General features: G+C 58.0%; 23 protein-coding genes, 1 tRNA gene and 1 pseudogene. 18 read left to right on the plus strand and 7 right to left on the minus strand.

Features of this window, described 5'->3' with window-relative positions:
* Window positions 1-181 precede the first annotated feature (181 nt).
* Window positions 182-994, minus strand: a complete 813-nt coding sequence (locus HPC62_RS03700; RefSeq protein ID WP_172353801.1) for a PD-(D/E)XK nuclease family protein — start codon at window positions 992-994, stop codon at window positions 182-184.
* 45 nt (window positions 995-1,039) lie between these two features.
* Window positions 1,040-1,627: a PAP/fibrillin family protein gene (locus HPC62_RS03705; protein ID WP_172353802.1), complete on the minus strand. Its 588-nt coding sequence runs from the start codon at window positions 1,625-1,627 to the stop codon at window positions 1,040-1,042.
* A gap of 161 nt (window positions 1,628-1,788) precedes the next feature.
* On the opposite strand from HPC62_RS03705, the gene HPC62_RS03710 reads away from it, so the two are divergent.
* From HPC62_RS03710 to psb29, 4 genes are all read left to right on the plus strand, one after another.
* Entirely contained in the window at window positions 1,789-2,025 is a 237-nt protein-coding gene (locus HPC62_RS03710) for a DUF3134 domain-containing protein (RefSeq protein WP_068509204.1), read from the plus strand.
* A 477-nt stretch (window positions 2,026-2,502) separates the two neighbouring features.
* Window positions 2,503-3,906 carry an IctB family putative bicarbonate transporter gene (locus tag HPC62_RS03715; RefSeq protein ID WP_172353803.1) on the plus strand — a complete coding sequence of 468 codons (1,404 nt, stop codon included), beginning with the start codon at window positions 2,503-2,505 and terminating at the stop codon, window positions 3,904-3,906.
* A gap of 386 nt (window positions 3,907-4,292) precedes the next feature.
* Window positions 4,293-4,655 carry an STAS domain-containing protein gene (locus HPC62_RS03720; RefSeq protein ID WP_172353804.1) on the plus strand — a complete coding sequence of 121 codons (363 nt, stop codon included), beginning with the start codon at window positions 4,293-4,295 and terminating at the stop codon, window positions 4,653-4,655.
* A gap of 122 nt (window positions 4,656-4,777) precedes the next feature.
* Entirely contained in the window at window positions 4,778-5,506 is a 729-nt protein-coding gene (psb29, locus tag HPC62_RS03725; RefSeq protein ID WP_172353805.1) for a photosystem II biogenesis protein Psp29, read from the plus strand.
* A 178-nt stretch (window positions 5,507-5,684) separates the two neighbouring features.
* On the opposite strand, the gene HPC62_RS03730 is transcribed toward psb29, so the two are convergent.
* A tRNA-Pro gene (locus HPC62_RS03730) sits at window positions 5,685-5,758 on the minus strand.
* Between the two features lie 107 nt (window positions 5,759-5,865).
* On the opposite strand from HPC62_RS03730, the gene lipA reads away from it, so the two are divergent.
* Together lipA and hisB are read left to right on the plus strand one after the other, a co-directional pair.
* A complete protein-coding gene (gene lipA / locus HPC62_RS03735) occupies window positions 5,866-6,744 on the plus strand; it encodes a lipoyl synthase (RefSeq protein ID WP_172353806.1) in 879 nt (292 codons plus the stop codon).
* 108 nt (window positions 6,745-6,852) lie between these two features.
* Window positions 6,853-7,494 (plus strand): imidazoleglycerol-phosphate dehydratase HisB, encoded by a 642-nt coding sequence (gene hisB / locus HPC62_RS03740; RefSeq protein WP_172353807.1) that lies wholly within the window; start codon window positions 6,853-6,855, stop codon window positions 7,492-7,494.
* Here the strand turns inward: hisB and alr are convergent.
* A complete protein-coding gene (alr, locus tag HPC62_RS03745) occupies window positions 7,472-8,686 on the minus strand; it encodes an alanine racemase (protein ID WP_172353808.1) in 1,215 nt (404 codons plus the stop codon). The genes hisB and alr overlap by 23 nt on opposite strands.
* 91 nt (window positions 8,687-8,777) lie before the next feature.
* Here alr and HPC62_RS03750 point away from each other — a divergent pair, with 91 nt between their 5' ends.
* The 6 genes from HPC62_RS03750 to HPC62_RS03775 all read left to right on the plus strand — a co-directional run bounded on the left by HPC62_RS03750 (window position 8,778) and on the right by HPC62_RS03775 (window position 14,295).
* The gene (locus HPC62_RS03750; protein WP_172353809.1) at window positions 8,778-9,275 is read left to right on the plus strand and encodes an HNH endonuclease; all 498 of its coding nucleotides are present in this window, start codon (window positions 8,778-8,780) and stop codon (window positions 9,273-9,275) included.
* Window positions 9,272-9,514: a hypothetical protein gene (locus HPC62_RS03755; RefSeq protein ID WP_172353810.1), complete on the plus strand. Its 243-nt coding sequence runs from the start codon at window positions 9,272-9,274 to the stop codon at window positions 9,512-9,514. Before HPC62_RS03750 ends, HPC62_RS03755 begins: the two co-directional genes overlap by 4 nt.
* Window positions 9,515-9,771: 257 nt before the next feature.
* Window positions 9,772-11,040 carry a DHH family phosphoesterase gene (locus HPC62_RS03760; protein WP_172353811.1) on the plus strand — a complete coding sequence of 423 codons (1,269 nt, stop codon included), beginning with the start codon at window positions 9,772-9,774 and terminating at the stop codon, window positions 11,038-11,040.
* 247 nt (window positions 11,041-11,287) lie between these two features.
* Entirely contained in the window at window positions 11,288-12,529 is a 1,242-nt protein-coding gene (gene corA, locus HPC62_RS03765; RefSeq protein WP_172353812.1) for a magnesium/cobalt transporter CorA, read from the plus strand.
* Between the two features lie 157 nt (window positions 12,530-12,686).
* Window positions 12,687-13,199 (plus strand): adenine phosphoribosyltransferase, encoded by a 513-nt coding sequence (locus HPC62_RS03770; RefSeq protein WP_172353813.1) that lies wholly within the window; start codon window positions 12,687-12,689, stop codon window positions 13,197-13,199.
* A gap of 31 nt (window positions 13,200-13,230) precedes the next feature.
* Complete coding sequence (locus tag HPC62_RS03775; protein WP_172353814.1) at window positions 13,231-14,295, plus strand: ABC transporter permease; 1,065 nt, start codon at window positions 13,231-13,233, stop codon at window positions 14,293-14,295.
* 7 nt (window positions 14,296-14,302) lie between these two features.
* On the opposite strand, the pseudogene HPC62_RS03780 reads toward HPC62_RS03775, so the two are convergent.
* Both HPC62_RS03780 and HPC62_RS03785 read right to left on the minus strand, forming a co-directional pair.
* Window positions 14,303-15,211 (minus strand): annotated as a pseudogene (locus HPC62_RS03780) (ADP-ribosylglycohydrolase family protein).
* A 101-nt stretch (window positions 15,212-15,312) separates the two neighbouring features.
* Window positions 15,313-15,561, minus strand: coding sequence for a DUF6761 family protein (locus HPC62_RS03785; protein ID WP_172353815.1), 249 nt, complete (start codon window positions 15,559-15,561; stop codon window positions 15,313-15,315).
* Window positions 15,562-16,127: 566 nt separating this feature from the next.
* Between HPC62_RS03785 and HPC62_RS03790 the strand changes: the two genes are divergently transcribed.
* The 4 genes from HPC62_RS03790 to HPC62_RS03805 all read left to right on the plus strand — a co-directional run bounded on the left by HPC62_RS03790 (window position 16,128) and on the right by HPC62_RS03805 (window position 20,942).
* On the plus strand, window positions 16,128-16,886 hold the full coding sequence (locus HPC62_RS03790) for a response regulator (protein WP_172353816.1): 759 nt from the start codon (window positions 16,128-16,130) through the stop codon (window positions 16,884-16,886).
* A 265-nt stretch (window positions 16,887-17,151) separates the two neighbouring features.
* Window positions 17,152-18,309 (plus strand): esterase-like activity of phytase family protein, encoded by a 1,158-nt coding sequence (locus HPC62_RS03795; protein WP_205370422.1) that lies wholly within the window; start codon window positions 17,152-17,154, stop codon window positions 18,307-18,309.
* Window positions 18,310-18,554: 245 nt separating this feature from the next.
* Complete coding sequence (locus HPC62_RS03800; RefSeq protein ID WP_172353817.1) at window positions 18,555-20,603, plus strand: serine/threonine-protein kinase; 2,049 nt, start codon at window positions 18,555-18,557, stop codon at window positions 20,601-20,603.
* Window positions 20,604-20,747: 144 nt separating this feature from the next.
* Complete coding sequence (locus HPC62_RS03805; RefSeq protein ID WP_172353818.1) at window positions 20,748-20,942, plus strand: hypothetical protein; 195 nt, start codon at window positions 20,748-20,750, stop codon at window positions 20,940-20,942.
* Between the two features lie 136 nt (window positions 20,943-21,078).
* On the opposite strand, the gene mgtA is transcribed toward HPC62_RS03805, so the two are convergent.
* Window positions 21,079-23,727: a magnesium-translocating P-type ATPase gene (mgtA, locus tag HPC62_RS03810; RefSeq protein ID WP_172353819.1), complete on the minus strand. Its 2,649-nt coding sequence runs from the start codon at window positions 23,725-23,727 to the stop codon at window positions 21,079-21,081.
* Window positions 23,728-23,914: 187 nt separating this feature from the next.
* Between mgtA and HPC62_RS03815 the strand changes: the two genes are divergently transcribed.
* Both HPC62_RS03815 and HPC62_RS03820 read left to right on the plus strand, forming a co-directional pair.
* Window positions 23,915-24,658: a dienelactone hydrolase family protein gene (locus tag HPC62_RS03815; protein ID WP_216655322.1), complete on the plus strand. Its 744-nt coding sequence runs from the start codon at window positions 23,915-23,917 to the stop codon at window positions 24,656-24,658.
* 5 nt (window positions 24,659-24,663) lie between these two features.
* Window positions 24,664-25,443 carry a DODA-type extradiol aromatic ring-opening family dioxygenase gene (locus tag HPC62_RS03820; protein WP_172353820.1) on the plus strand — a complete coding sequence of 260 codons (780 nt, stop codon included), beginning with the start codon at window positions 24,664-24,666 and terminating at the stop codon, window positions 25,441-25,443.
* Window positions 25,444-25,834 lie beyond the last annotated feature (391 nt).

Below are 25,834 nucleotides of genomic sequence, written 5' to 3' on the forward strand. Positions count from 1 at the left end.
ATCAGGAAGAACCAAGAGGAACCGGAGTCAGGCGACAAACCCGCTGTCATGCGGATTCCCCCCAAAACCCTAATTCCTAACCCCCGACCCCTTCTATACCTGCACTGTAGCAACATTGCCCAGGATTTACAAACTTTTGTATCCGAACCTTGACGAACGATCCGCAGCGTGGCACGCCTACTCACGAATCCAGGGGGATTTCGGCGATCGCGCTTAGGTCTGGCAGCGGCAGCGACGGGCTGGCGGTGGATTGGGAATCGCCCCAACAGCGGATGCCCGGCCCACAGAGGGCGCAGTCGTTTCGCAAATCCTGCTGGCGGGGGAATGGCTCGCCTTGGTCGTAGCGCTCTAGCCAGAGGGACAGGCGTTGCAGTCGTTCGCTCAGGTCTTGACGAGTTTGCTCATGGGCCGCCTGACTATAGGGAAACGCCAACCGCTGCGGCTGTGGGGTCGATGCGCCCGGTGGCGTTGCCCGCACAAACCAGTAGGTCATCGTGATTTGCTCTGGCTCATAGTCGCTCGTTTCCGCCAGCACAAAGGGATAGAGCCGCGTTTGCCAGTGTTGTGCCAGCCATTGCGGCTGCTTGGGTTTGCCGTAGGTCTTCCAGTCTAGGATTTCAGCCTTGTCCGGCTGCTGCACTAGCAGGTCATACACCACCGTCAGCAGATAGCCCTGAAACAGCAGGCTGCGGCGGTGTTCGCTCTGACGCTGCTGGTCGGAATTGGGCGCAAACACGTCTGGCGCAGCTTCCACAAATTCCCACACGCACCGCTGCAAGTCCGGATCGGCCGGAGTCAGCGCGGCGATGGGCAGCCCCAACTCTCGCTGCTGCATCAGCAGGTGAAACTGGCTACCCCAGTCGAGGTTTTCCTGCTGGTCGGGGTTGGGTGGCGCGGCAAGCTGATCGAGATAGACGTGCTGAAACTGGCGTGGACACAGATCAAGCAGGTTAAGCTGTCCCTGAGAAATCCGCATGACGGGCGATCGCCCCATAGTGCCTCCCTCCAATCCCTGGCGACCCGCTAACCTGACAAACCTCTAAACTCGGGTCAGCACAAACACACTGCCCTCGTTGCCCCGCCCAATCCGCAGGTCGTCGTCTAGGTAGGTAATGTCCAACCAGCCTTTGCGATTGCCGGGGTCTATCCGAAAATCGGCGGCGGCGAAGCGTTTGCCGCTCTGGATGTCCTGAATGAACTGGCTGGGGTTGCGATAGCCGATTAGCCGCTGTAGCCCAAAGATGCCCCGCTCAAAGCCCACATCCACGCGGCGATCGCTCACAGGCTCAAACCGCGCCGCAACACTGACCAAGCCCTCCAGCAGCGGCAGACTGGTGACTTCGGCAATGTTAAACACCTGCTGCGTCTTGACGCGGATGCACTGATAAATTTGCCCCAGCGTTAGGACGGGGAAGCGCCCAATGCCCAACAGTTCAGTGCTGGTAGTGTAAAGCAAGCGCCAGTTGCCGTCGAGCTTTTCTGCGGCTTCGAGCGGTCGCGGCGTGGGGTTAAATTCTTCCAGTCGAGCCACTGCCGCCAGGATCGCCAGGTTGTCGGCTTCGGAGGCCAACAAGCCCCGATTTTTTCCAGCGATCGCCTGCAAGAGTTCCGCTTTGCCGAGGGTCATGGGTGCGCCTGCTGAGTAAACGCTTTGATGCTGAAAGGCTGATGGAGAAAGGGACGAGGGCGATCGCCTAAGCTATCCAGAACTCATCGTTTTAGCCAAGTTCCATCCGTCTCATCCGTGACGGATTACACTAAAGAGTATATAGAGATTTGAAAAGGACAATGCGTAACCCTGCTCTGCGTGAAATTCCCCGCAACCAACCGGCCGAAGTGATTCCCCTCCAGCGCGATGCGTCTATTTTGGACTGGCTGGAAGGAACAGGGCGGCTGCTGGCTCGCGAAAGCGGCGACTTCGACTTCTCAGACGACGAAGAAGAAATTAACGAGCTGATGGCGGGCGAAGACAACAGCTACGACCTGGATGATGATGACGACGACGTGCTAGATCTGGACGACTAGTGCTTTGTCAAAGCCTGATTTTAGGGTTGATCCTTAGTTCGTAGTCGGCGCTTTAGCGCTAGAGCGCTCACTACAAACCCTGATTTATAACGTTGACGCAGCACTAGGACGGCGTTTTGCGCCAGCCCGAGGGTCGGCCCTAGCAGGGTCGGCCCTAGCATTAACCAGACTCGTCGCAGCTTGTCTCGTTCTGCAATGAACTAGCGGCTCAGTATCTTACAGCTTGTCGAGCGTGCAGGATTCAGCTTGTGCGCTCGTTTTGGTGGGCCCAAGCGAGAAAAATTTCTTGCGATCAAAACTTTTCCTCAGGTGGCACCATAGACCTGATGCAGCATTTTTGAAGCTTTTGAAACTGTTGAGGTTCGCAGAAAGCTGGGAAACTTTCGTCTTTGCAGGACAGCGCGATCTCGCCCTGCAAGAAATGCTGTAGAGTTTGCAGAATCGTCCGTTCCTTAAATAACTCCGCCCCCACTTCCCATGAACGTTTGGAACCAACTCACGCTGACGACCACGCCCCTGCCGACTTGGATTCGCTCTAGCCTGCTGCACAGTTGGGTCGGGGCGCTGCGGGGCTGGCGTAGAGGAAGCTGGCTCATGCAGTGGGCAGACCCAATCGGGGCAGTGCTGGCGGCGATTGTGTTTGGGTTGGCTCCGTTTGTGTCTACGGCGCTGATTGGCGTGCTGCTGATTGCCTGTGGCGGCTACTGGCTGCTGCTCACGCTGTCGGATGATAAAGGACTGGGTTTAACGCCGATTCATCTGCTGGTGCTGCTGTATTGGCTGGTGTCGGTGGCGGCGACGGCGCTTTCGCCCGTGCGGACAGCGGCCATTTCAGGGCTGATCAAGCTGACGCTGTATATGCTGCTGTTTGCGCTGCTGGCGCGAGTGCTGCGATCGCCCCGCATTCGGGCTGGAGTCATCGCAGTGTATTTGCTCACGGCGCTGGCAGTGAGCGTCGAGGGTATCCGACAGTGGTTCTTTGGCGCTCCTGCCCTGGCCACCTGGGTGGATGCGGGGTCCACCCTGGCAAAAACGACCCGCGTCTATAGCTACTTGGGCAACCCCAACCTGCTGGCGGCCTACATTTTGCCAGCGGTAATGCTGAGCGCGGCGGCGGTGTTTGCGTGGCGGCGCTGGCTCCCCAAGGTGCTGGCGCTGCTGATGACGGGACTGAATGCTGCCTGCCTAGTGCTGACCTTTAGCCGGGGCGGCTGGATTGGCTTTGTGATGGCAGGGTTTGCGCTGGTGCTGCTGCTGGCGCACTGGTTTAGCCGCTATTTGCCGCAGTTTTGGCGACGCTGGGCTATCCCGTTGGTGTTGGGAGTGTCGGCGGCGTTCGTCGTGCTGGCTGTGGCGGCGGTTGCCCCACTGCGCGATCGCGTCCTGAGTATGTTCATGGGGCGGCAAGACAGCAGCAACAATTTCCGGCTCAATGTGTGGGCTGCGGTGCAAGACATGATTCGCGATCGCCCCATTTTGGGCATTGGCCCCGGCAACGATGCCTTTAACCAGGTCTATCCACGCTATCAGCGGGCGGGCTTTTCGGCGCTCAGCGCCTACTCTATCCTGCTGGAAATTTTGGTGGAAACGGGAGTCATTGGGTTAACCGTGTTTCTCTGGCTCCTGTTGGTCACGTTTCACCAAGCCTGGACGCAACTCCAGCGCCTCCGCGCCGCCGCAAACCCGGATGGATTCTGGCTAATGGGGGCGATCGCCACCGTGGTCGGAATGCTCTTCCACGGACTCGTAGACACAGTATGGTATCGCCCCCAGGTCAGCACGCTCTGGTGGCTCATGCTGGCGATCGTTGCAAGTTACTACGTACCCGCTTGGGGCTGGAAGCCAATAGATAGCTATCAAGCAACCGAAATAACGGAGTAATGGAGTAAGGGGGAAATGTCAGGGTAGGCAAGGGAGGGATTTAAGGAATTGCTGCAAGCTTCGCAGATGCTTGACTGAGTAGGTGGACATTAATAAACATAAAACTCAAAGATCCTGCGCCGCCCGCGCAGGGTTCAGGATCTGTTTTTTAATCTGGGTTATCTCCTTAGTAATCCAAGGTCGAAAATCCAAAATCAACCCAGCCTCCCGCTCCAGCGCAATAAACTCTGCTGAAATCTAAATCCGCTGTCGGCTATTGTTAACCTGGTGGCGTTTCCTGGCCGAGTCGAGTTTTCTCGTAGATTGTTTGGCGGGGGGCGCTTCTTGGGAACACTGGTAGAAACTTTTACAAACCTTTCGGACAAAGGGGAGACTGAAGCAACACTATGGAGCAGCGGACACACACCACTCCAGACGGGAAAACGGTCATCGTCCTGATGCCCACCGGACGCTTGGATATCACAACGGCCTGGCAGTTTCGCCTGAAGCTGCAAGAGTCGATTTCCCGACTCAGCCCCCACATTGTCGTGAATTTGTCGCAGGTGAACTTTATCGACAGTTCTGGCCTCACGTCGTTGGTGGCTGGGATGCGCGATGCCGACAAAGTAAAGGGCAGCTTCCGCATTTGCAATGTCCACCCCGAAGCCAAGCTGGTGTTTGAGGTGACAATGATGGATTCAGTATTTGAAATTTTTGAGACCGAGGAAGAGGCGCTAGAAGGCGTGCCCCGGAGTGTGGCCACGGGCTGATGAGCCGGGAAACGCGGCCAGGAACTGGGCGATCGCCCCAAGAATTCCGCCGCCTCATGTCCCATCGCGCCCCATTCCTCCGTGATGTGGGATAATGGGATCACAATAATTTAAGACTTCCCGTGAGCGACGTTCGCACTGTTTCAGATACTAAGCGTGCCTTCTACAGCCTCCACACGCGCCCGATTAACTCGATCTATCGGCGCGTAGTGGAGGAGTTGATGGTAGAAACGCATTTGCTCCTGGTCAACGCTAACTTTCGCTATGACCCGGTATATGCCTTGGGCGTGGTGACGACCTACGATCGCTTTATGCAGGGGTATCGTCCTGAAAAAGATCAGGAGTCGATTTTTAACGCTCTGTGTCAGGCGGTTGGCGGCGATCCCCAAGCCTATCGGCAGGATGCAGAACGATTGTTGGCAGAGGCGGCGCATCTCTCACCAGAGGATGTGGTGTCCAAGGTGCGAGAATCAACGGAACCGACGGATGGGTTGGTCGGCGTGCTGCGCGGCGTGGCGAGCAATCCAAACTTTAAGTACAGCCGCCTGTTTGCCATTGGGCTGTATACCCTGCTGGAGCACATGGACAGCGACATGATGAAGGACGAGGCTCGCCGAGCGGCAGCGCTCCAGTCCCTCGGAGATGCGCTGAACCTATCTGCCGACAAAATGCAGAAAGACCTAGAACTCTATTGCAGCAACTTGGACAAGATGACCCAAGCGCGGGCTGTATTGGAGGACATCCTGAAGGCAGACCGCAAGAAAAAAGAGGAACGCGCTAAGGCGAAAAAGGGAAAGGTGGAAGATGGGGCGATCGCCACTCCACCCAGTTCTCCGTCTGAGCCTAGCTGAGTCCGAGGGTTGTCGTAAAATTTTTGGAAAGGCGGTGCTGGCCTGCAAATCCAGTGCCGCTTTTTAGTTGGAGGCTTGATGCCAAGGGGCGATCGCGCTCGATCATCACTCCTAAATGGGACAAGTTGGGCGCTATCTTGGCTTAATCCAGCCAACATGCTTAGGATCAATCTAAAAATCGGGATGAAAGGATTTGAACCTTCGGCCCCCTCGTCCCGAACGAGGTGCGCTACCAAGCTGCGCTACATCCCGGTGGTGAAATCTAAGACTTAGAAGTCTACCTCAGATATTCTAGCCTATCACACGTTGCAATCAGCCTAGCCTTTATAATTCAAACAGTGTGATTTGGGCAACAGCGCGTGACGGTCAAGCCAACGAAACCAGACTGGCTGCGGGTAAAAGCGCCGCAGTGGGAGCGAGTCGGAACAGTCAAAGAAATCCTGCGGGATTTGGGGCTAAACACGGTCTGCGAGGAGGCCTCCTGCCCCAATATTGGCGAGTGTTTTAATGCGGGCACAGCGACGTTTCTGATCATGGGCCCCGCCTGCACCCGCGCCTGTCCCTATTGCGATATCGACTTCGAGAAAAAGCCAAAAGCGCTCGACCCGCAAGAGCCAGAGAACCTGGCAGAGGCTGTGCGCCGCATGACGCTGAACCATGTGGTGATTACCTCGGTGAACCGGGATGACCTGCCCGATGGCGGCGCGGCCCAGTTTGTGCGCTGCATCGAAGCCGTGCGGCGGGTATCGCCTCAGACGACTATTGAGGTGCTGATTCCTGACCTCTGCGGCAACTGGGACGCGCTGGCGCAAATTCTCGACGCTCGTCCTGAAGTGCTGAATCACAATACGGAAACGGTTCCCCGGCTGTATCGGCGGGTGCGTCCGCAGGGCGATTATGCCCGCACGCTGGAGTTATTAAGGCGATCGCGCAAACTCGCTCCCTCGGTCTACACCAAGTCGGGCATTATGGTGGGTCTGGGCGAGACGGATGAGGAAGTGCGCCAAGTGATGCAGGACTTGCGCTCGGTGGATTGCGACATCCTCACCATCGGGCAATATCTCCAGCCCAGCCCCAAACACTTGCCATTGCAGGCATTTGTCACGCCGGAGCAGTTCGATGCGTGGCGCGTGGCGGGCGAGGCGATGGGCTTTTTGCAGGTCGTGTCTTCGCCGCTGACGCGCAGTTCTTATCACGCCGAGCAGGTGCGGGCGTTGATGCAGCAGAATCCGCGTTGATTGGGGGTTAGGGGTGGGGCGAGGCTTGAGGCAGACGGTTGGACAAGGCTTATTCAGCGCCACAGCATTTGGGATAATGGCCAGATGTCTCGTCTTACAGGATTCCCCATGCAGACCCGCGAACCCGTAACGGTTACTCCGAATTCCTCCAGTGTCACGAGCGATCGCACTGCCGCCATCAGCCGCACCACCAAAGAAACCGACGTGCAGGTGAGTCTGAACCTAGACGGGCAGGGGCGCTGCGTGGCGCAAACGGGCGTGCCGTTCCTCGACCACATGCTGGATCAGATTGCCTCTCACGGGCTGATCGACCTGGACGTGCGGGCGACGGGCGATGTGCAGATCGACGACCACCACACGAATGAAGACGTGGGCATTACGCTGGGCATGGCGCTGGCCAAAGCGCTGGGCGATCGCAAAGGGATTCATCGCTTTGGGCACTTCGTCGCGCCGCTGGATGAGGCGCTGGTGCAGGTAGCACTGGACTTTTCGGGTCGGCCGCACCTCAGCTATGGGCTGCAAATTCCCACCCAGCGCGTCGGCACCTACGACACCCAACTGGTGCGCGAGTTTTTTGTCGCCGTGGTGAACCACGCCCAGATCACGCTGCACATCCGCCAGCTTGACGGCATCAACTCTCACCATATTATTGAGGCGACGTTCAAAGCTTTTGCCCGTGCCCTGCGGATGGCGGTGGAAGTGGACCCGCGCCGGGGCGGGGCGATTCCTAGCTCGAAGGGCGTGCTGTAGGCTGCTGGGCGCTGCGGGCGGGCTGCGGTTGGTTGATGGTCAGCCGGGGCAGGCGATGCTTGAAGCTACACAGGATTTCCCAGGAAATCGTGCCCAGCGTCTCGGCCCAGTCGTCGGCGGAGATCCGCGCCTGTCCGTCTTGCCCCAATAGCGTCACCACTTCGCCCTCTTGCAGGTTGGGAATGGTGCTGACATCTAGCATCATTTGATCCATCGTGATTGCGCCGATTTGGGGAACATGCTGCCCCCGCACCAGCCCCGTCATCCGGTTCGACAGGTTGCGCGGCACGCCGTCGGCGTAGCCGATCGCCACGGTGGCAATGGTCATGTCTCGGTCGGCGATGAAGCGATAGCCGTAGCTGACCCCCGTACCAGGGGCGATCGCCTTGACCTGGGTCACTCGCGCCTTGATCTGCATCACTGGGCGCAGGTCAATTCCCTGGGCCAGGTGGGGCGCAGGGTATAGCCCGTACATTGCCAGCCCCACACGCACCCGGTCGTAGTGCAGTGCCGAGTCTGCCAGCGTTGCCGCCGAATTTGCTAGGTGCAGCTTCGGTGGATTCACCCCTGCCTGCCGCATTTGGGCGATCGCCGCTTCAAACCGTCGCTGCTGGAGCCGCATCACGGTTTCATCGGGTTCATCCGCCGTCGCCAGATGAGAATAGGCGCTGGCAATGTGCAAGTGCGGCAACCCCTGCACTAGTTGCCCAAACGCCGCCGCGTCTTGCCAGGGCGCACCCAGCCGAGACATCCCCGTATCCAGCTTCAGATGAACCGGAAGCGGCTGCCGCAGGGTTAGCTTGCCTGCCGTTTCCGAAAAAACCAGCGCTTGCCGGGGGGTGCAGAGCGTCGGCTGGAGCCGCCAGCGGGCGATCGCCTGCACCTGCTCTGCTGTATTCGTCGCGCCCAGCAGCAGAATCGGAGCCTGAATGCCGGCCTCGCGTAGCTCAATGCCTTCGGGAATCGTCGCCACGCCCAGCCAAGTCGCCCCAGCTTGTAAAGCAGACTGGGCGATCGCCACGGCCCCATGCCCATAGGCATCCGCCTTTACCACCGCCATCAGTTCCGTCCCTGCTGCCAGCCGCATCTGCAACTGCTGGACATTGTGGGCCAGCGCCGATAGGTCAATCTCCACCCAGGCCCGCTCCCGCTGCATCGGGATCAGGCTTGGCGTGTGTTCCCAGCTCAACATACCCCACTCCTCACACACTCTCTGGTCAAGTGCTAACTATGCTAGTATGCGTGTTAACATCCTTTAAACCTTTTTATAAATCCAGCCATCAATGGGCAAGGTTCTGGTTCTCAACGCCTCGTATGAACCGCTCAACATTACTAGTTGGCGACGGGCAGTGATCCTGCTGATTAAGGGAAAGGCGGAGCAAGTCGAGCATAACGGCAAGCTTGTGTATGACAAATTTCCCCTGCCGACGGTGATTCGGTTGCGCCACTACGTCCGCGTTCCCTACAAAGAAATTCCGCTGACTCGCCGCAATATCCTCCACCGAGACAGCCATTCCTGCCAATACTGCGGCTATACGGGCGACGAGCTAACGCTGGATCACGTCTTGCCCCGATCGCGCGGGGGCGAAGACACCTGGGAAAACATTGTGACCGCCTGCGTCCGCTGCAACGTTAAAAAAGGAAGCCGCACGCCCAAAGAAGCCAACATGATTTTACGCCGTCCACCCCATCGCCCCCATAGCGGGCTATATTTTGAAGTCACCAAGCACATAAAAAGCGGTGTGCATCAAGAGTGGCAGAAGTATGTCATCGGCATATGACCCCTGTGCGGCGATCGCACGGGGGTTTTTGCTTGGGCGATCGCCCAACTCCCTTTCCACAAGGGTTTTCGGTTCTGGGGCTACGTCTGGCGAAGGGTCGGGAAACTGGCCCCTGGGTGGACTGCGAAGCGCTGTTTTTTTGTCATGATCGCAGTAGGGGAATGCAGCGAACCTCGACTTGGACGCAAAACGCCTTGAAATTGCTAGACAAAGCGGGTTTGGCAGAGCGCACAGTTTAGAGGGCTGTGTGGAACGGGGACTGTAAAAAGAAAAAGGATTGATGAGCGATCGCCCACTCGGTTGACTGGGGATGCTGCCCTCCCCTACGGTGGATTTAAGCTTTGCAAGTGATCGTTGCACCCCGTGAATGCAACTCGTAAACGCAACCCGTGAACGCAACGCAGTAGAAGCAGCCTATAAGCAACCTAGAAGCAGCCTGTAAGCGCAACGTGCAAGCGTAACTTAGTATCCGTTTTTGACATCAATTTCCAACGCTATGCAATTGAATTCAGTTCCTTCTCTAGATGTACTGCCGACGGATATAGGGTCTGGTTCGGTTGCCCTTGGTGCGGGCGATCGCCCCCCCGCAGACGGCGACGACCCCTTTCAACGGCGAGCCGACTGGACGCTTTCGACCCCCCAAGGACGACGGCTAACGGAGCAAAAGACTGCCGCTTTGCGACAGTTGTTGGAACAGCATCGGGGCGATCGCCAACTGATCATTCTGCAAGACTTTCCCGACCCCGATGCCCTCTCTAGCGCCTGGGTCTACAAGCTAATCGCTGACCAATTCAACATTCGCTGCGATATTGTCTACGCAGGCACCCTCAGCCACCAGGAAAACATTGCCTTGGTGCGGCTGACGGGGCTGCCGGTGCAGCGCTGGAGCTATCAAGCCGCTAAGGAAAAAGACCTGTCCGTCTATGGTGGCGCGGTGTTTGTCGATAACCAAGGCACGACCACCCAGCTGCTGTCGCTGATCGAGCAACTCAAGATTCCCGTGGCGGTTGTCATTGACCACCACAGCTTGCAGGGCGATCTGCACGCCGAATTTTCCGACATTCGCCCCCAAAGCCGCGCCACAGCCACCATCCTGACGCAATATATCCAGGCAGGCATGGTGCGGCTAGACAGCAGCAACAATGAGCATGTGAAGTGTGCCACGGCGCTGATGCACGGGCTACGCTGCGATACCAATCGGCTGATGCAGGCTCAAGAAGAAGACTTTCTGGCGGCCGCCTACCTCAGCCGCTACGCCGACGCACAACTGCTCAACGCAGTGCTGCAATCCTCTCGCTCAAAGCGGGTGATGGATGTAATCGAGCGATCGCTCCGCAACCGCATTATTCGCAACAACTTCTCTATCGCCGGGGTCGGCTATCTGCGCTACGACGACCGGGATGCCATTCCCCAAGCAGCCGATTTTCTGGTTACAGAAGAAAACGTCCACACGGCCGTAGTCTATGGCATCGTCCACGATGAAGACGAAGACTTGGAAATCGTCATCGGCTCCCTGCGAACCAACAAGCTGACCCTCGACCCCGATGAATTCATCAAAGAAGCCTTCGGGCAAGATGCTCAGGGACGATACTTTGGCGGCGGGCGATCGATGGCAGGTGGCTTCGAGATTCCGATGGGCTTTCTCTCTGGTTTCAACGAAAATAGCGACTACACCCGCCTCAAATGGGAAGTGTTTGACTCTCAACTCAAGCAAAAACTGCTGCGGCTGGTCAACCCCGAAGACGAAGTGATTCGCACCTCATAGGTACCCCATAGCTTAGCTATGGGTCTGTCCCTGAGAGCTTAAGTTTTCATGCAGAGGGCTGGCGAGGGCGATCGCCTCCGGCCCCTATGCACCAACAGATTCTGGAACTGCCCTGAATTAGGCACCAGGGCAGACCTGGAGTATGCTTGACTCATCCTTCTCCCAAATCTTTGCGGTACTGGGTCTGGGTCTCGTTTCCGCCCGCGTTCAGCCATACCCGCCAGATCTCAACGCTCAGGACTAGACTATGGCAGCTAAACCCTCCAGTTCTAACGCCAAGCAGGCCCAAAACAAACAGGTTCATAACAAAATAGAGCAGTTCACCTCCGAGGCGCTCTCCAAAGCCTTTTTCATAGACGGGTTAACCGACGAAGAAGAAGACGATAACCCCTACCTAGAATATTCCTACCATGAGCCGGGTGCCCTGCCAGGAACGCTCACCATTGAGGACGACGCGCCGCCCCCCGTCATTACCCTGATTGACTATTGCGAAGACAGTGCAACTCGGATTCCTATCAACGAGCCGGAAGAAGCCATTCCCTACCTGGATGCCGAGTCGGTTTCCTGGGTAGATGTCAAAGGCCTCGGCAGCGAAGACGTACTCAAGCGCTTGGGCAATATTTTTAACCTGCATCCACTGGTTCTAGAAGATATCGTCAACGTGCCCCAGCGCCCAAAAGTCGAAGAATACGGCGACCAACTGCTGCTCATCACCCGCATGGTGACGCTGAAGGACAGCGGCCGCGGCTTTTTCACCGAGCAGGTAAGCTTTATTCTGGGAAAAAACTATCTGCTGACGGTGCAAGAAGAACCCGAATACGACTCCTTTGGGCCCGTGCGCGAGCGCATTCGCTTGGGCAAAGGCACAATTCGCAGCCGTGGAGCCGACTATTTGGCCTACTGTTTGCTCGACTCGATTGTGGACGGCTTCTTTCCGGTACTAGAAACCTACGGCGAGGAGCTAGAGGAACTGGAAGATGAAGTGGTAGCGAAGCCTGTCCGCACCACTCTCGAAAAAATCCACACCATCAAGCGAGAACTGCTCAACCTGCGGCGATCGATCTGGCCAATGCGGGATGCCATCAGCGCCCTCATCCGCGATGGCGAAGACCTGCTTCAGGACGAAGCGCGGATGTATCTGCGGGACTGCTACGACCACGCGGTGCAGGTGCTGGACATGGTAGAAACCTACCGGGAGGTGGCTTCTAGCCTGATGGATGTCTATGTCTCCTCTGTGGGCAACCGCATGAACGAGTTGATGAAGCAGCTCACGCTGATTTCCTCCATCTTCATCCCGCTGACGTTTATTGCCGGAGTCTATGGCATGAACTTCAACCCCGATGCATCCCCCTGGAATATGCCTGAACTGAACTGGTATTGGGGCTATCCATTGTGTTGGGCAGTGATGCTGCTGACTTCGGCAGGGCTGCTGTTTTATTTTTGGAAGCGCGGCTGGTTTGAAAATTATTCGGGAATTCGGGAAGACTAGCGCTGAATTGGTTCATGCGTTTATCCGTCTGGTTGAACTGCTGGGCAAACGGTTTACAATCTCTGCGTGTCCAGTTCTTCGAGCTAGAGGCTCTCCACAGACTTTGTAGATTTGCTTTGTAGATTGGAAACGTAGATTTGCCTTGTAGATTGAAAATATGGATTTGAAATCGCTGATTCGCGACATTCCCGATTTCCCTCAGCCGGGGATCTTGTTTCGAGATATTACAACCCTGCTGCGCGATCCTGAAGGACTGCGCTATACGATTGACAGCATGGCCGAACGTTGCACCGATCTGTCGGTAGATTACATCATCGGCATGGAGTCTCGCGGGTTTATCTTTGGTGCGCCGCTGGCCTACAAGCTGGATGCAGGATTTATCCCCGTTCGCAAGCCAGGAAAGCTACCTGCTCCGGTTCACAGTGTTGAATATGAGCTGGAGTATGGCACTGACAAGCTGGAGATTCACCGCGACGCAGCGGAACCGCCTGCCCGGATCTTGATTGTGGATGACGTGATTGCGACGGGGGGCACGGCCGCTGCAACGGCTAAGCTGGTGGAGCAAACGGGCTGTGAACTGGCGGGGTTTGGGTTCATTATTGAACTGACAGGACTAGAGGGGCGCAAGAAGCTGCCGGACGTTCCAGTTGTTACCCTGGTGGAATACTAGGCGGTTTCAGCTCAGATTGGGTAGGGCGGCTATGACTTCTCGTGAGACAGCTTCAGCACAGCAGCGATTTTTGGACGGACTGGTTCAGGTTCAACGGTTTTTGGCCAGTGAAACTGTGGGCTATGTGGTGAAACGGCTGCTGCAAGGGGCGCTGACGCTGCTGCTGGCTTCGGCGCTGAGCTTTTTCATCATTCAGCTTGCGCCAGGGGATTATCTGGACACACTGCGCCAGAATCCGCAGATTTCGGAAGACACGCTGAATGCCTTTCGGGAACAGTTTGGGCTAGACAGATCGCCGATCGAGCAATATTTTCTTTGGTTGCGGCAGATTTTCACGCGCGGCAACTTTGGCGTGAGCTTTATTTATTCTCAGCGTCCGGTGACCTCGCTGCTATGGGAGCGAATTCCGGCAACGCTGCTGCTGTCGATCGCCTCTTTGGTGATTACCTGGGCGATCGCCCTTCCCCTGGGCATCATCGGCGCGGTCAACCAGAACAAGCTAATCGACCGCATCTTTCGCGTGATCAGCTACATCGGTCAGGGGATGCCCGCGCTGATTATGGGGCTGCTGCTGCTGTTTTTGGCGCAGCAACTCTCACCGCTGGTGCCCGTGGGCGGCATGACTAGCATCAACCACGCCGATCTGACCCCAATTGGCAAGGTGCTGGATATCGGCTGGCACATGATTTTCCCGACGCTGGCGCTGAGCCTAGTCGGGTTTGCTGGCCTCCAGCGGATCACGCGGGGCGAGCTGCTGGACGTGCTGCGGCAGGATTATATTCAAACCGCCCGCGCCAAGGGACTGCCAGAGAATCGCGTCATCTACGTCCACGCGCTGCGAAATGCCCTAAACCCGCTGGTGACGCTGCTGGGCTTCGAGTTTGCCAGCCTGCTGGGCGGCTCCTTCATTGTGGAGAACTTCTTTAATTGGCCAGGGCTGGGGCGGCTGGTGCTGGAGGCGATTACGGCGCAGGATTTGTATCTGGTGATGGCTAGCCTGATGATGGGCGCGGCGATGCTGATCATTGGCAATTTGCTGGCCGACCTGCTGCTGAAGGCGGTTGATCCCCGGATTAAGCTGAGCAGTATTCAGTAGTGGGGGGCTAGCCTGTGGGTGTCAGCAGTTTTTCGGCCAGTTGCCCAATCTCCTCGCGCAGGGTGAGCGGTTCCAGCCAGCGGGCCGGAATGCCCGACTCGCCATAGAATGCACCTGCGACCTGGCCGCAGATGGCGGCGGTAGTGTCCGCATCGTCGCCCAGATTCGCCGCGGCGAGAATCGCCTGCTCGTAAGTCTCCGTTGTCCAAAAGCACCAGAGGGCGGCTTCCAGGCTTTGAATCACATAACCCGTGCCGTGGATCTGGTCGAGGAGTTTGTGTCGATAGCTGCCCTGGGCGATCGCCCTTACCGCCTCTTCCGCAAACGATGCCGGGTCGCTTTGCAGCAGGATTTCGGCTTTGCTGGCTCCTGCCAGTGCCCGACGCAGAATCTCGCCAAACAGTTGGGAGGTTTCTACGCATTCCGCTGCGCCGTGGGTGGTGCGGGCACTCTCGCCAGAAAAATGCCGCGTGCGATCGCCATCGGGAAAGTAAAAAATTGGCACTGGAGCCAGCCGCATCAGGCAGCCATTCCCCGCCGCTCTGGGATGCGTCGAGCCGCTAAAGGGGTTGCCAGAGGCTTTGTAAGCCTGCAATGCCTGTTGGGTCGTGTTGCCAATATCAAAACAGACCCCAGTGCTGCTGAGATAGCCCCGCTCGAACCAGGCCCGGTAGCGCTCCATCTGGTCGGCCGCGTCGAACGTGTCCCGTTCCACTAGGCTGGTCGCAAGGCAAAGCGCCATTGAGGTTTCGTCGGTTCACTGGCCCTTTGCCAGCCGGAACGGGCCGCCGCCCACCATGTCGATGACTGGCGGAAAAGAGCCACGCGGCTGAAACTCGACCGTGGTGCCGACTGCATCCCCCACAGCCAGCCCTAGCAGACAGCCCCGCGCACGTTCCAGGAGAGAAATTGACATTCTAAATTGACACTCTAACAAGCCAGACTAACCGGCTCAGAGGCGATCTGGGTCAAAAAGAGGAGACAACGTGAGATTCAGAGAGCCTAGTAGAAATGAGCCTAGTAGAAATCGACCTCTGGTTCGGGCTGCGGCTCAACGAAGCTGGAGGGGTCGTAAAGATAGCGAGTGGCTTCTTCTTCGAGCTGGTGAATCAGGTAAGGTTCGACGACGTTCGTATGCCGAAGGGCGGCCAGATATCCATCGAGGTATAGGCGCAGTTCGTCGAAGCGATAGCCCCGATGCCACTGCTCATTCAGCGCGTCGGTCAGGCGCTGATAGAACCGGATAATTTGTGCGTCCTGAAGCATGGAGAGGTGGTGCAATGCTATGCCCTATTTTACCTCGAAGACAGGGGTGACTAGGGGCGATCGCCCGATTCTGTCCAGACCGATAAGCATTCTGAATACCGAGTTTCTAGCAATGTTAAGACTTACGCAGTTGGACAATTTCTCGCGGGCGCAGCCCGCGAGAAATTGTCCAAAACCTGGGAAGCCTATCGCAAGTGCGTAAGTCCTGAATGTTTCCGATGTTTCTAACAGCGTTTCCTAAGGCATGTTTTAATACCCTTCGATCCCCCCTAGCCCCCCTTAAAAAAGGGGGGAACCGAGCCGAACCACTCCGGAAGTCCCCCTTAATCCCCCTAAGTCCCCCTTAATAAGGGGGATTTAGGGGGATCGACTCAAGGCAATCAACGACCTAGAAAGTTTTAAGACACTGCCTAATATCCCACAGCCACGCCAGCCCAATTCCCACAAACGGCCCATTTGTCAAGGCTTGAGTCGCCTAGCCCGTAGCAGTGGTTACAAAACCTTGACAAGCGCTCTGTTAGCTTTAGAAACAATCCGTATCATCAGCTAAGTCGTAGCTGGGCATTGTGAGCGCTGTCTGCATTCAAATTGTCGAGGGAAATCCCCATTTGCGATCGCTTCTCGGGTGGCACCTCCAGCAGGTCGGCTATTCGGTCTATCAATCTGCCAGCTTGCAGCAGGCCAAAGATGTCTACTTAAACCGCAAGCCCCAGCTTGTGGTGCTTGATTCAGATTTGTCCGACGGAAGCGGGCTGGAGTTTTGTCGATGGCTGCGTCAGCAGAGCCAGCCGTTTGTGTTGATTCTCTCGGCCCGCAGCACCGAGTCCGATATTGTAGCTGGCCTGCGAGCAGGCGCAGACGACTACCTCACTAAGCCCTTTGGGATGCAGGAGTTCCTGGCGCGGGTAGAAGCGCTGACCCGTCGCAGTCGCCCCATGGTTGCCCCGGCCATTCTGGACTATGGCGATTTGAAAATTGACCTAGTGCAGCGCCGCGTCCATCTGAAGCACGAGCTCATTGACCTGACTCCGCAAGAATTTAGCCTGCTCTATGTGCTGGCGCAGGCGGGTGGTTTGCCCCTCAGCCGTTCGGAACTGCTCCGCAAAGCTTGGCCCGATGCGATTGACAATCACCGCACCGTGGATACGCACGTCCTTTCGCTGCGGAAAAAAATTGAGGTCGATCCGCGCCAGCCCAATTTAATCCAAACTGTTCGGAATGTCGGCTATCGCTTTAACACCGAGGTTGCCGGGCCCGGTCTGGTCGCTGCGTCCAACCCCAACCCAAACCACAATCATCGGGCCGCGATGCATTCCTTGTCCTAAACCCAAACCATAGCCCAAACTTTAGGGTTTGCTTTCACCTGCTTTCATTTCATCTGCTTTCATTACGGCGGAAAAGCCGGGGGTTGCGGTATGCTGCTGCTAGCTGCGCTCGTCTGCTGTTGCTATGGGTTTCGGGTTTTTCTTAGGGAGTTCTAGCGTTCAGCCGCCGCTGCGAGGGAATGGACTGCTCGTAGGGCTGCAAGTCGGGCTGCGAGTTTTGGCGCAGTGGCTCGGCAGAATGTTGAATAGCAGAATGTTGAATAGCATGTTGAACGGACGAAGGGCGATCGCCCTTCCCGTTTTGTGCCTGCTGCTGTTGGGAATCACGGGCTGCACGCTGCCCCGCGTCAATGCCGAGGAGCGGCTGTTTTTGCCGCTAGCGGTGGATTTTCTGGGGGAATATCGGCTGCCACCGCAGGAGTTTGAAGGTGCGCCCGTGGGCGGTTTGTCGGGGCTGACCTACGACCGTCAGCGCGATCGCCTCTATGCCCTGTCAGACGACCGCAGCAACTTCGGCCCCGCCCGACTCTACACACTCCATCTCACGCTAGATCAGTCTGACCCAGCAAATCCCCGCATCGGCTCCGTTGAGGTGGAATCTGTCACGCCGCTGCTAGATGAAGACGGCCAGCCCTTTGCAGCGGGAACGGTCGATCCAGAGGCGATCGCCCTCACGCCCCGCCAAACCGTCTACATCGCCAGCGAGGGCATTCCCAGCCAGAACATTCCCCCCTTCATCGACGAGTTCGACCTGGAAACCGGCCGCCGAAAATCTCGTCTGAAACTTCCAGAGCGCTACTTGCCCGCCGCCGATGCCTCGCCCAGGGGAGTTCAGGAAAACCTGGGTTTTGAATCTCTCACCCCCGACCCCAGCGCCCTGGGCACAGCGGGCTATCTGGAACCCTTTCGCCTGTTTGCCGCCACCGAGTCTTCGCTGCTCCAAGATTTGGACGCTGGCCCGCCGGGGGAGTTGCCGCCCCTGCGCCTGCTGCACTACCTCATCGGCGAAGACCAGGCAACGCTCTTGGCAGAACATCTCTATTACCGAGACGCGCTGCCGCCAGAGCAGGGCGAACCTGGACTGACGGAACTCCTAGCGATCGACGCAGGCGGTCAGTTCCTCAGCCTAGAGCGGGCCTTTACCCCACAAACGGGCGTGACCGCGCAACTCTTCCAGATGGTGATGGGCAATGCCACCGACACCTCTGGGATGCCCCAACTCCAGGGCGACCTGAGCAGCATCCAGCCCGTCCGCAAACGCCGCCTGCTCAACCTAGGCGACCTGGGCATTCGGTTAGATAACCTAGAAGCCATGACCCTCGGTCCCCGCCTGCCGGACGGCTCCGCGACCCTGCTGCTGGTCAGCGACGACAACTTTAACCCACTCCAGGTGACGCAGTTTTTGCTATTTCGCCTGCGGTAAAGAGCAGGCTTGAGCAAAAGGATCTTGGATCACAAGAGCAAGCCAAGGACGCTATCCATCCAAAATCCAAAACCCAAAATCTAAAATCCCAAGCCGTCCCCTGCCAAGATCAACTCCATCCATCCAAAATCCAAAATCCCAAGCCGTCTCCTTCCGAAATCAACCCCGCAATCAGTGTATTTATAATGTTGAACTTGTTGAAATAAACTCCCCGTTCCCGACTCTTTCACCCCCCGCTCTTGAACATGCAACCTCCCCTGTCCGCTGGAACCGTTTTGCAAAATCGCTATCGCCTGGTCAAGCTGCTTGGCCAGGGCGGGTTTGGGCGCACGTATCTGGCAGAAGACTTGGGGCGGTTTAGCGAGCGGTGTGCGCTGAAGGAGTTTATTCCCTCGCAGTCGGGGGACTATGCGCTGGAAAAGTCGAAGGAATTGTTTCAGCGAGAGGCGGCAATCCTGTATCAAATTCAGCACCCGCAAATTCCTCAGTTTCGCGCCACGTTTGAAGAAAATCAGCGTTTGTTTCTGGCGCAGGATTATGTAGAAGGCAAGTCCTACCGCGATTTGCTGACGGAGCGCAAGCTGAGCGGGCAGGCGTTTTCGGAGCCGGAGGTGGTGCAACTGCTGCGGCAACTGCTGCCTGTGTTGGCCCATATCCATGCCCGTGGCATTATTCACCGCGACATTGCTCCAGATAACATCATGCTGCGGCAGGCCGATCAGCTTCCGGTGCTGATTGACTTTGGCGTGGTGAAAGAAATTGCCACGCGGCTGCAAACGGCGACCCAATCCACGACCGTCGGCAAGCTGGGCTATGCGCCGAGCGAGCAAATGCAGACGGGACGCGCCTATCCCAACAGCGACCTCTACGCGCTGGCGGTGACGGCGGTGGTGCTGCTGACGGGGCGAGAGCCGCAGGAACTCTACGATGATATGAACCTAACCTGGCACTGGCAGCGCTACGCCAACGTCAGCCCCGGACTGGCGCAGGTGTTGAACAAGATGCTGAGCTATCGGCCGGGCGATCGCTATCAATCGGTAGCCGAAGTGGCCCAGGCGCTCCAGGCAGTGACCAATGCGGCGACCTATCCCGCAACGCAGCCGCCCACCTACCAGCCGCCTGGCTACCAGCCGCCCACCTATCCCCAGCCCGGCTATCCCCAAGGGGGCTATCCGCAGCCGGGCTATTCGCAACCGGGCTATCCGGCCGCGCACCCGTCCCAAACGCCCCAGCCCGTCGCCAGCCCGCCGCCCGACCCCCTTTCGCAGATGCAGACGGTGGCCGTGGGCCGCCCCGTGCCGCCCAGCACCACGACAGCGCACACGCAGGCAGTGGGCAGTGCGGGTCGGCAAGCGAATCGCTCGATTCCTGCGCCGCGCCAAACCTCGGTGTGGGACAATCCGCTGGCTGTGCTGGCGATTGGCATTGGGCTGGCAACGATTACAGGCATTGCGTCTTGGGCGGTGGTGAGTGCGCTGCTGAACGGCAGTCCGCCTGTGGCAACGCCATCGCCGACCGTAACGGTTGCGCCCAGCCCGACGGTGTCGCCCTCGCCCAGCCCCATCTCAACGCCTTCGCCCTCGCCCAGCCCCTCGCCCAGCCAGCCCGTCGAGTTTGACCAGCGGCTCAATTTGCGGCCCGGTTCCAACACCACGGCACGGGGCAGTCTGCGAGATAATCAGACGATTAACTACCTAATTTCGATGGAAGCGGGGGAGACGCTGACGGCGCGGCTGGATGGCGACGGCGTGATCATGACGGTGCTGAATCCCGATCGCCAGCCTGTGGACGGACAGGCTTCGCAGGTGTTGCAGTGGAGCGGCACGGCAGCCTATGCGGGGGATTACGTTGTGCAGGTGAAGCCGCTATCGGGCATTTCTCGAACGGACTATGCGTTGACTCTGAGTTTAGAAGGCGTGCCGCCGAGTCCCACGCCGCCACCACCGCCGCCGCCTGATCCGTCACCCACGCCAGAGCCACCGCCGGAAGTCGATATCCGCACCGAAACGCTGAATCTGTCGCCGGGAGAGTCGCGGGAGGTAGACAACCAGGTGCGGGCGAATCGGATGCGTCGCTATCTGGTGGATTTGCAGAGCGATCAGGGGTTAATCGTCGATATTATCCAGGGCAATGTGCAGGTCGAGATCCGCGACCCGAATGGGCGATCGCTCTCTAGTGCGTCGGGCGGCACGCTGCAAATCGGGCCGGGGCTGTCGCAGTCGGGCCGCTACCAAATCGATGTCAGCGCCAACCAGACTGTGAACTACGTGCTGCGGGCGACAGCGATTAACTAGAATCGATTAACTAAGTAGATAGACCAGATTAAAAAACAGATCCCGAACCCTGCGCCGCCCGCTGCGCGGGCGGCGCAGGGTCTTTGGGTTTTATATTTATTAATGTCCACCTACTTAGAACCATTAATCCTGATTTAGGCAGGCATGAGAGATAGTTTGGGGCTATTGGCGAAGGTCATGGGCGGTTCTGCCCTGGGGGCGATCGCCATCAAATACTTTCCACCGCTGGCGCTCGTGCCTGACAAGGTTGGCATCGTCTGGGCGATCGTGCTGACCCCGACGGGGGTGATGGCGGCGCTGCTGTGCTGGCTCACCTGGCGGCGGCGGACATCGGCATAGGCGTGCAGAATGCTGGCACATCCAGCAGATGAATCCTTTAGGACTTACGCATTTGCGATTAAGGTTTCTGGGTTTTGGACGATTTCTTGCGGGCTGCGCTTGCGAGAAATCGTCCAACTGCGTAAGTTCTATCCTTCTAAAGCCAGGTCTTGAAGCGGCGGATATAGGCAGCTTTGACCCCGCGAGTGACCAGCCAGTAGCCGAGGAGAATGGCAAACAGCCAGAGGAAATAGCGGGCCGGCAGCGGCACCAGCCCAATACTCGCATCCACAGACGTAAAGGGGAGCAGCAGGGCGATCGCCATTACCAGCCCCGTCATCCCCAGCACGGGCAAGGCAGCCGTACTCTCCGTAAACGGAGCCTTAGCCGTGCGAATTAGATGAATAATCAGGGTTTGGGACAGCAGCCCATAGACAAACCAGCCCGACTGAAACAGCGCCGCATCGGCGGGCACATTGAACCCCAGCACCCCCCACAGCACCGCAAACGTCACATAGTCAAACATGGAACTGACAGGCCCGAGGCACAGCATGAACCGTCGCAAATCCCCCACAGACCAGCGCTGGGGCTGGGCTAGGTAGGACTCATCCACTCGGTCAAAGGGAATCGCCGTTTGGGACAGGTCGTACAGCAGGTTTTGCACCAGCAGTTGCAGCGGCTGCATGGGCAAGAAGGGCAACAGGGCGCTGGCCCCCATCACGCTCAGCACATTGCCAAAGTTGGAGCTGGTCGCCATCTTCAGATACTTGATGATATTGCCAAAGGTGCGGCGACCTTCCACGATGCCCTGCTCCAGCACCAGCAGGCTCTTTTCAAGCAAGATTACATCGGCCGACTCCTTGGCCACATCCACCGCCGACTCTACCGAAATGCCCACATCCGCCTCTCGCAGAGCCAACGCATCGTTGACCCCATCGCCCAAATAGCCCACCGTATGTCCCTGCTGTTTGAGAACCTGCACAATTCGGGCTTTTTGCAGGGGCGATAGCTTGGCGAATAGGGTTGTGTTCTCGGCAACGGCGGCCAGTTCCTCATCGCTCATCGGGTCAATCGCCGAGCCAAGGCAGACTTGCTGAACGGGCAGCCCGACTTCTTGACAAATCGTGCGGGCAACATGCTCATTGTCCCCAGTCAGCACCTTGACGCGCACGTTGTATTGCTGCAAGGCGGCGATCGCCCCCTTTGCCGTCTCCTGCGGCGGATCGAGAAACGTCAGGTATCCCACCAGCCTTAGCCCCGCCTCATCTGTCGGGTCGTAGTGATCCTGCGGCGCATCCAGCCGCTTGCAGGCCACAGCCAGCACCCGAAACCCCTGCTGGCTAAACTGCTGGGCTGTTTGGAGGGTCTGCTGATGCAGCGCTTCGGTCAGGGGCGTTGGCTCTCCCTGATGCTGGATGTAGCTGCATAGACCCAGCACCTCTTCCACAGCCCCTTTGCAGATTAGCCGCGGAAAACCCTCCTGCTCGACCACCACAGACAGCCGCCGCCGCGCAAAATCGAAGGGCACTTCCCCCAGCTTGCGATGGGTCAACGCAGACTGGGACAAGGCACTCGCGTCGGCCGCTTCCAAAATGGCATCGTCCAGTCGGTTTTGAATGCCCGTCTGGTAATAACTGTTCAAATAGGCATCGGCTAGCGGATCGGGGCTGGACTGCCCCAGAGGGGCGATCGCACTGTGAAACGACACCTGGTTTTGGGTGAGCGTGCCCGTCTTGTCGGTACACAGCAGGTCAACTGCGCCCAGGTTTTGCACCGCATCCAGCCGCTTGGCCAGCATCTGCTGTTGGGCCAGGGCACTGACCCCGCGCGTCAAGCCGATGCTGAGAATCAGAGGCAATAGCTCTGGCACCAGACCTACAGCAACCGCCACCCCAAAGATCAGGGAAGTTGTCCACTGCCCGCGAACCAGGCCGTTGAGCAAAACCGCGCTGGGAGCCATGATGGCGATGAACCCGATCAGCAGCCAGGTGATCTGGTTGATACCCGTGTCAAAGCTAGTGGGCGATCGCCGTCCGATCAGCGCTTGCGACAGCCGTCCCAAATAGGTCTGCGCTCCGGTGGCGATCACCACGGCGCGAGCGCTGCCGCCCAATACCGTGGTTCCCATAAAGCAAAGATTGGGCAGCGTCCACCAGTCTCCGTTGGGCGATGTCGCAGCGCGAACGGCGCTGTATTTTTGCACCAGATCCGACTCCCCCGTGAGGATCGACTGGCCCACAAAGAAGTGATTGGCCTCCAGCAGCCGCACATCCGCAGGCACCATATCTCCCGGTGCCAGATGCACGACATCCCCCGGCACCAGCTTGCGAATGGGGACTTCCTGGCGACGCTCGGCCGGCAGCAGATCGTCGTAGCGGCTGACGGTGGCGGTGGTTTCGACCAGGGCCCGCAGCTTTTCGGCGGCGCGGCTAGAGCGATATTCCCGCGCAAACCGCAGCACCCCGCTGAGCAGCACGATCCCCAGGAGTAGCGCTGCACCCCGCAGATCGCGAGTGAGCCAGGCGGCGATCGCCAGCACCAGCAGCAGATACACAAACGGGCTATTGAAGGCGCGGAATAACTGCTGATACCAAGCGGGGGTAGTGTCGTGGGCAATTTCATTAGGCCCAAACTGGCGGCGACGCTGGCGGGCCTGCACGGCCGTTAGCCCGTAGGGATGGGTTTCAAGCTGGTTTAGCAGATGATGAGGATCAGTTTGAGCCGCGTTTACCGCAAGCGGCAGCAACGACCCGCCAGACGCAGCAGGCAGGGCGCGACGGGACGCAACAGAAAACCAGGAGGGCATAGGGCAAACACCTCGCCAGAGGTCTGCTTTTCATGATGCCGTGCTGGGGCGATCGCCGACGTGTCCAGCCATACCCCGACCCATACAAGTCTGCTGCTACAAGCCTGCTGCATCCCAACGCTGCAAAAGTCAATTCCAGCACCCCTACCCTACCATAGGCTGAATAGCCTATGCAGGAGGATGCCCAATGGTTCTCAAAACGGCCATCGTGGAAACTGAGGCAATCATCCCCACGCCCAGTGGAGAGATGCCCGCCTTTCTCTATCGCCCCGCTGCGCCCGCTGCGTCGGCCTCCAGCCCCGCCGTTCTCTTGCTGATGGAAGCCTTTGGGCTAACCCCCCACATTCGGGACGTAGCGACTCGCACCGCCGCCAAGGGCTACGTCGTCCTCACGCCAGACCTGTACTACCGCGAATGGCCCCACAATAAATTTGGCTATGACGAGGTGGAACAGGCGATGGCAACCATGTATCGCATGGATTTTGGGCAGCCCGTAGAACAGGACCTAAAGGCGGCGATCGCCTTCCTCAAGGCGCAACCCGACGTTTCACCCGACCGAATTGGCGTTACCGGGTTTTGCCTGGGCGGGGGGTTGACCTTTTTAACGGCGTGTCGATTTTCCAGCGACATCGCAGCGGCGGCTCCGTTTTACGGCATGGTATTGGACGATTGGGTAGAGGCGATCAAAGACATCACTGTGCCCGTCTACCTGTTTCACGGCGGCGCTGATCCGTTTATTCCATCGGAGCGCGTACAGCACATCGAGGCGCGATTCAAAGACCTGGGCAAAGCGTATTGGCTCAAAGTGTATCCCGATGCCGACCACGGATTTTTCTGTCACGAGCGATCGTCCTACAATGCCGCCGCCGCTGAGGATGCGTGGCAAGCGCTAACCCAGTTTCTCCATCAACATCTCAACAGGGTTTCCTAAGTCTTATGTCTCTTCCCACGCTCTTTGTCTCCCACGGCGCACCGGATTTACCGCTCTATGAAACTGCGCCTGCCGTTGAATTTCTCAAGCATCTGGGCGCTCAGTGGCCGCGCCCCAAATCCATCCTCGCTGTGTCGGCCCACTGGGAGACGCGATCGCCCGCCGTGAGTATCGCGCCCCACCCAGAGACGATTCACGACTTTGGCGGCTTTCCACCAGAAACCTATGCCTTTCAATATCCCGCACCCGGTGCGCCGGAACTGGCAGAGCGGGTAGAAAAACTGCTGACACAAGCGGGCATGAGCGTCACCCTCGACCCCAGTCGGGGACTCGATCACGGTGCATGGGAGCCACTCATGCTGATGTATCCAGCAGCCGACATTCCCGTGACGCAGCTTTCGGTGCAGCCGCGGCTGGGCACGGCCCATCACCTGCAACTGGGCCGGGCGATCGCCCCACTCCGGGAGGACGATGTGCTGATCCTTGCCAGTGGGGCCGCCACGCACAACCTGCGGGCCTTTGGCGGCTATGCTTTCGACGCAGCCCCGCCCGCCTGGGTAGCAGCATTTGACCAGTGGCTCGCAGCGGCGATCGCCCAGGGAGACACTGACGCACTGCTGCACTATCGCCAAGTCGCCCCCCACGCCGCCGACAATCATCCCAGCGAGGAACACTTTTTGCCGCTGCTGGTGGCGATGGGGGCAGGGGGCGATCGCGGCATCCAACTTCATCACAGCACCACCTACGGCATCCTCAGCATGGCCGCCTATGGGCTTGTTCAATAAAGCCAAACGTTCAAGGAAAAAATTAACGCTCCTGCGTCTGGCCACTGCTGACGCGCCCCCTTTTGCATTAGCGTTGCATTAGCGTGCAAAGCGGTCATACCGATTCTCGATTCTGGATTTGCGACTTTGGATTTGCCATCTTAGATTGCCAGTTAGATTGCGAGTCAAACCTTTACGGAATGTCCAGCCGTTTCATTCATCGCCCCACTCAGGAGAAGTGATATCAGTATCAATGTCCGAATCAATGTCTGCATCGGGTGTATCCCACTTTTGTAACCCTCACCCTAAATCCCTTGTAACCCTCACCCTAAATCCCTCTCCCAAAGCGGGAGAGGGACTGCCAATCCGGCTCCCCTTCTCCCGTTTTGGGAGAAGGGGCTGGGGGATGAGG

The organism is Thermoleptolyngbya sichuanensis A183, from assembly GCF_013177315.1.
Lineage (GTDB): Bacteria > Cyanobacteriota > Cyanobacteriia > Elainellales > Elainellaceae > Thermoleptolyngbya > Thermoleptolyngbya sichuanensis.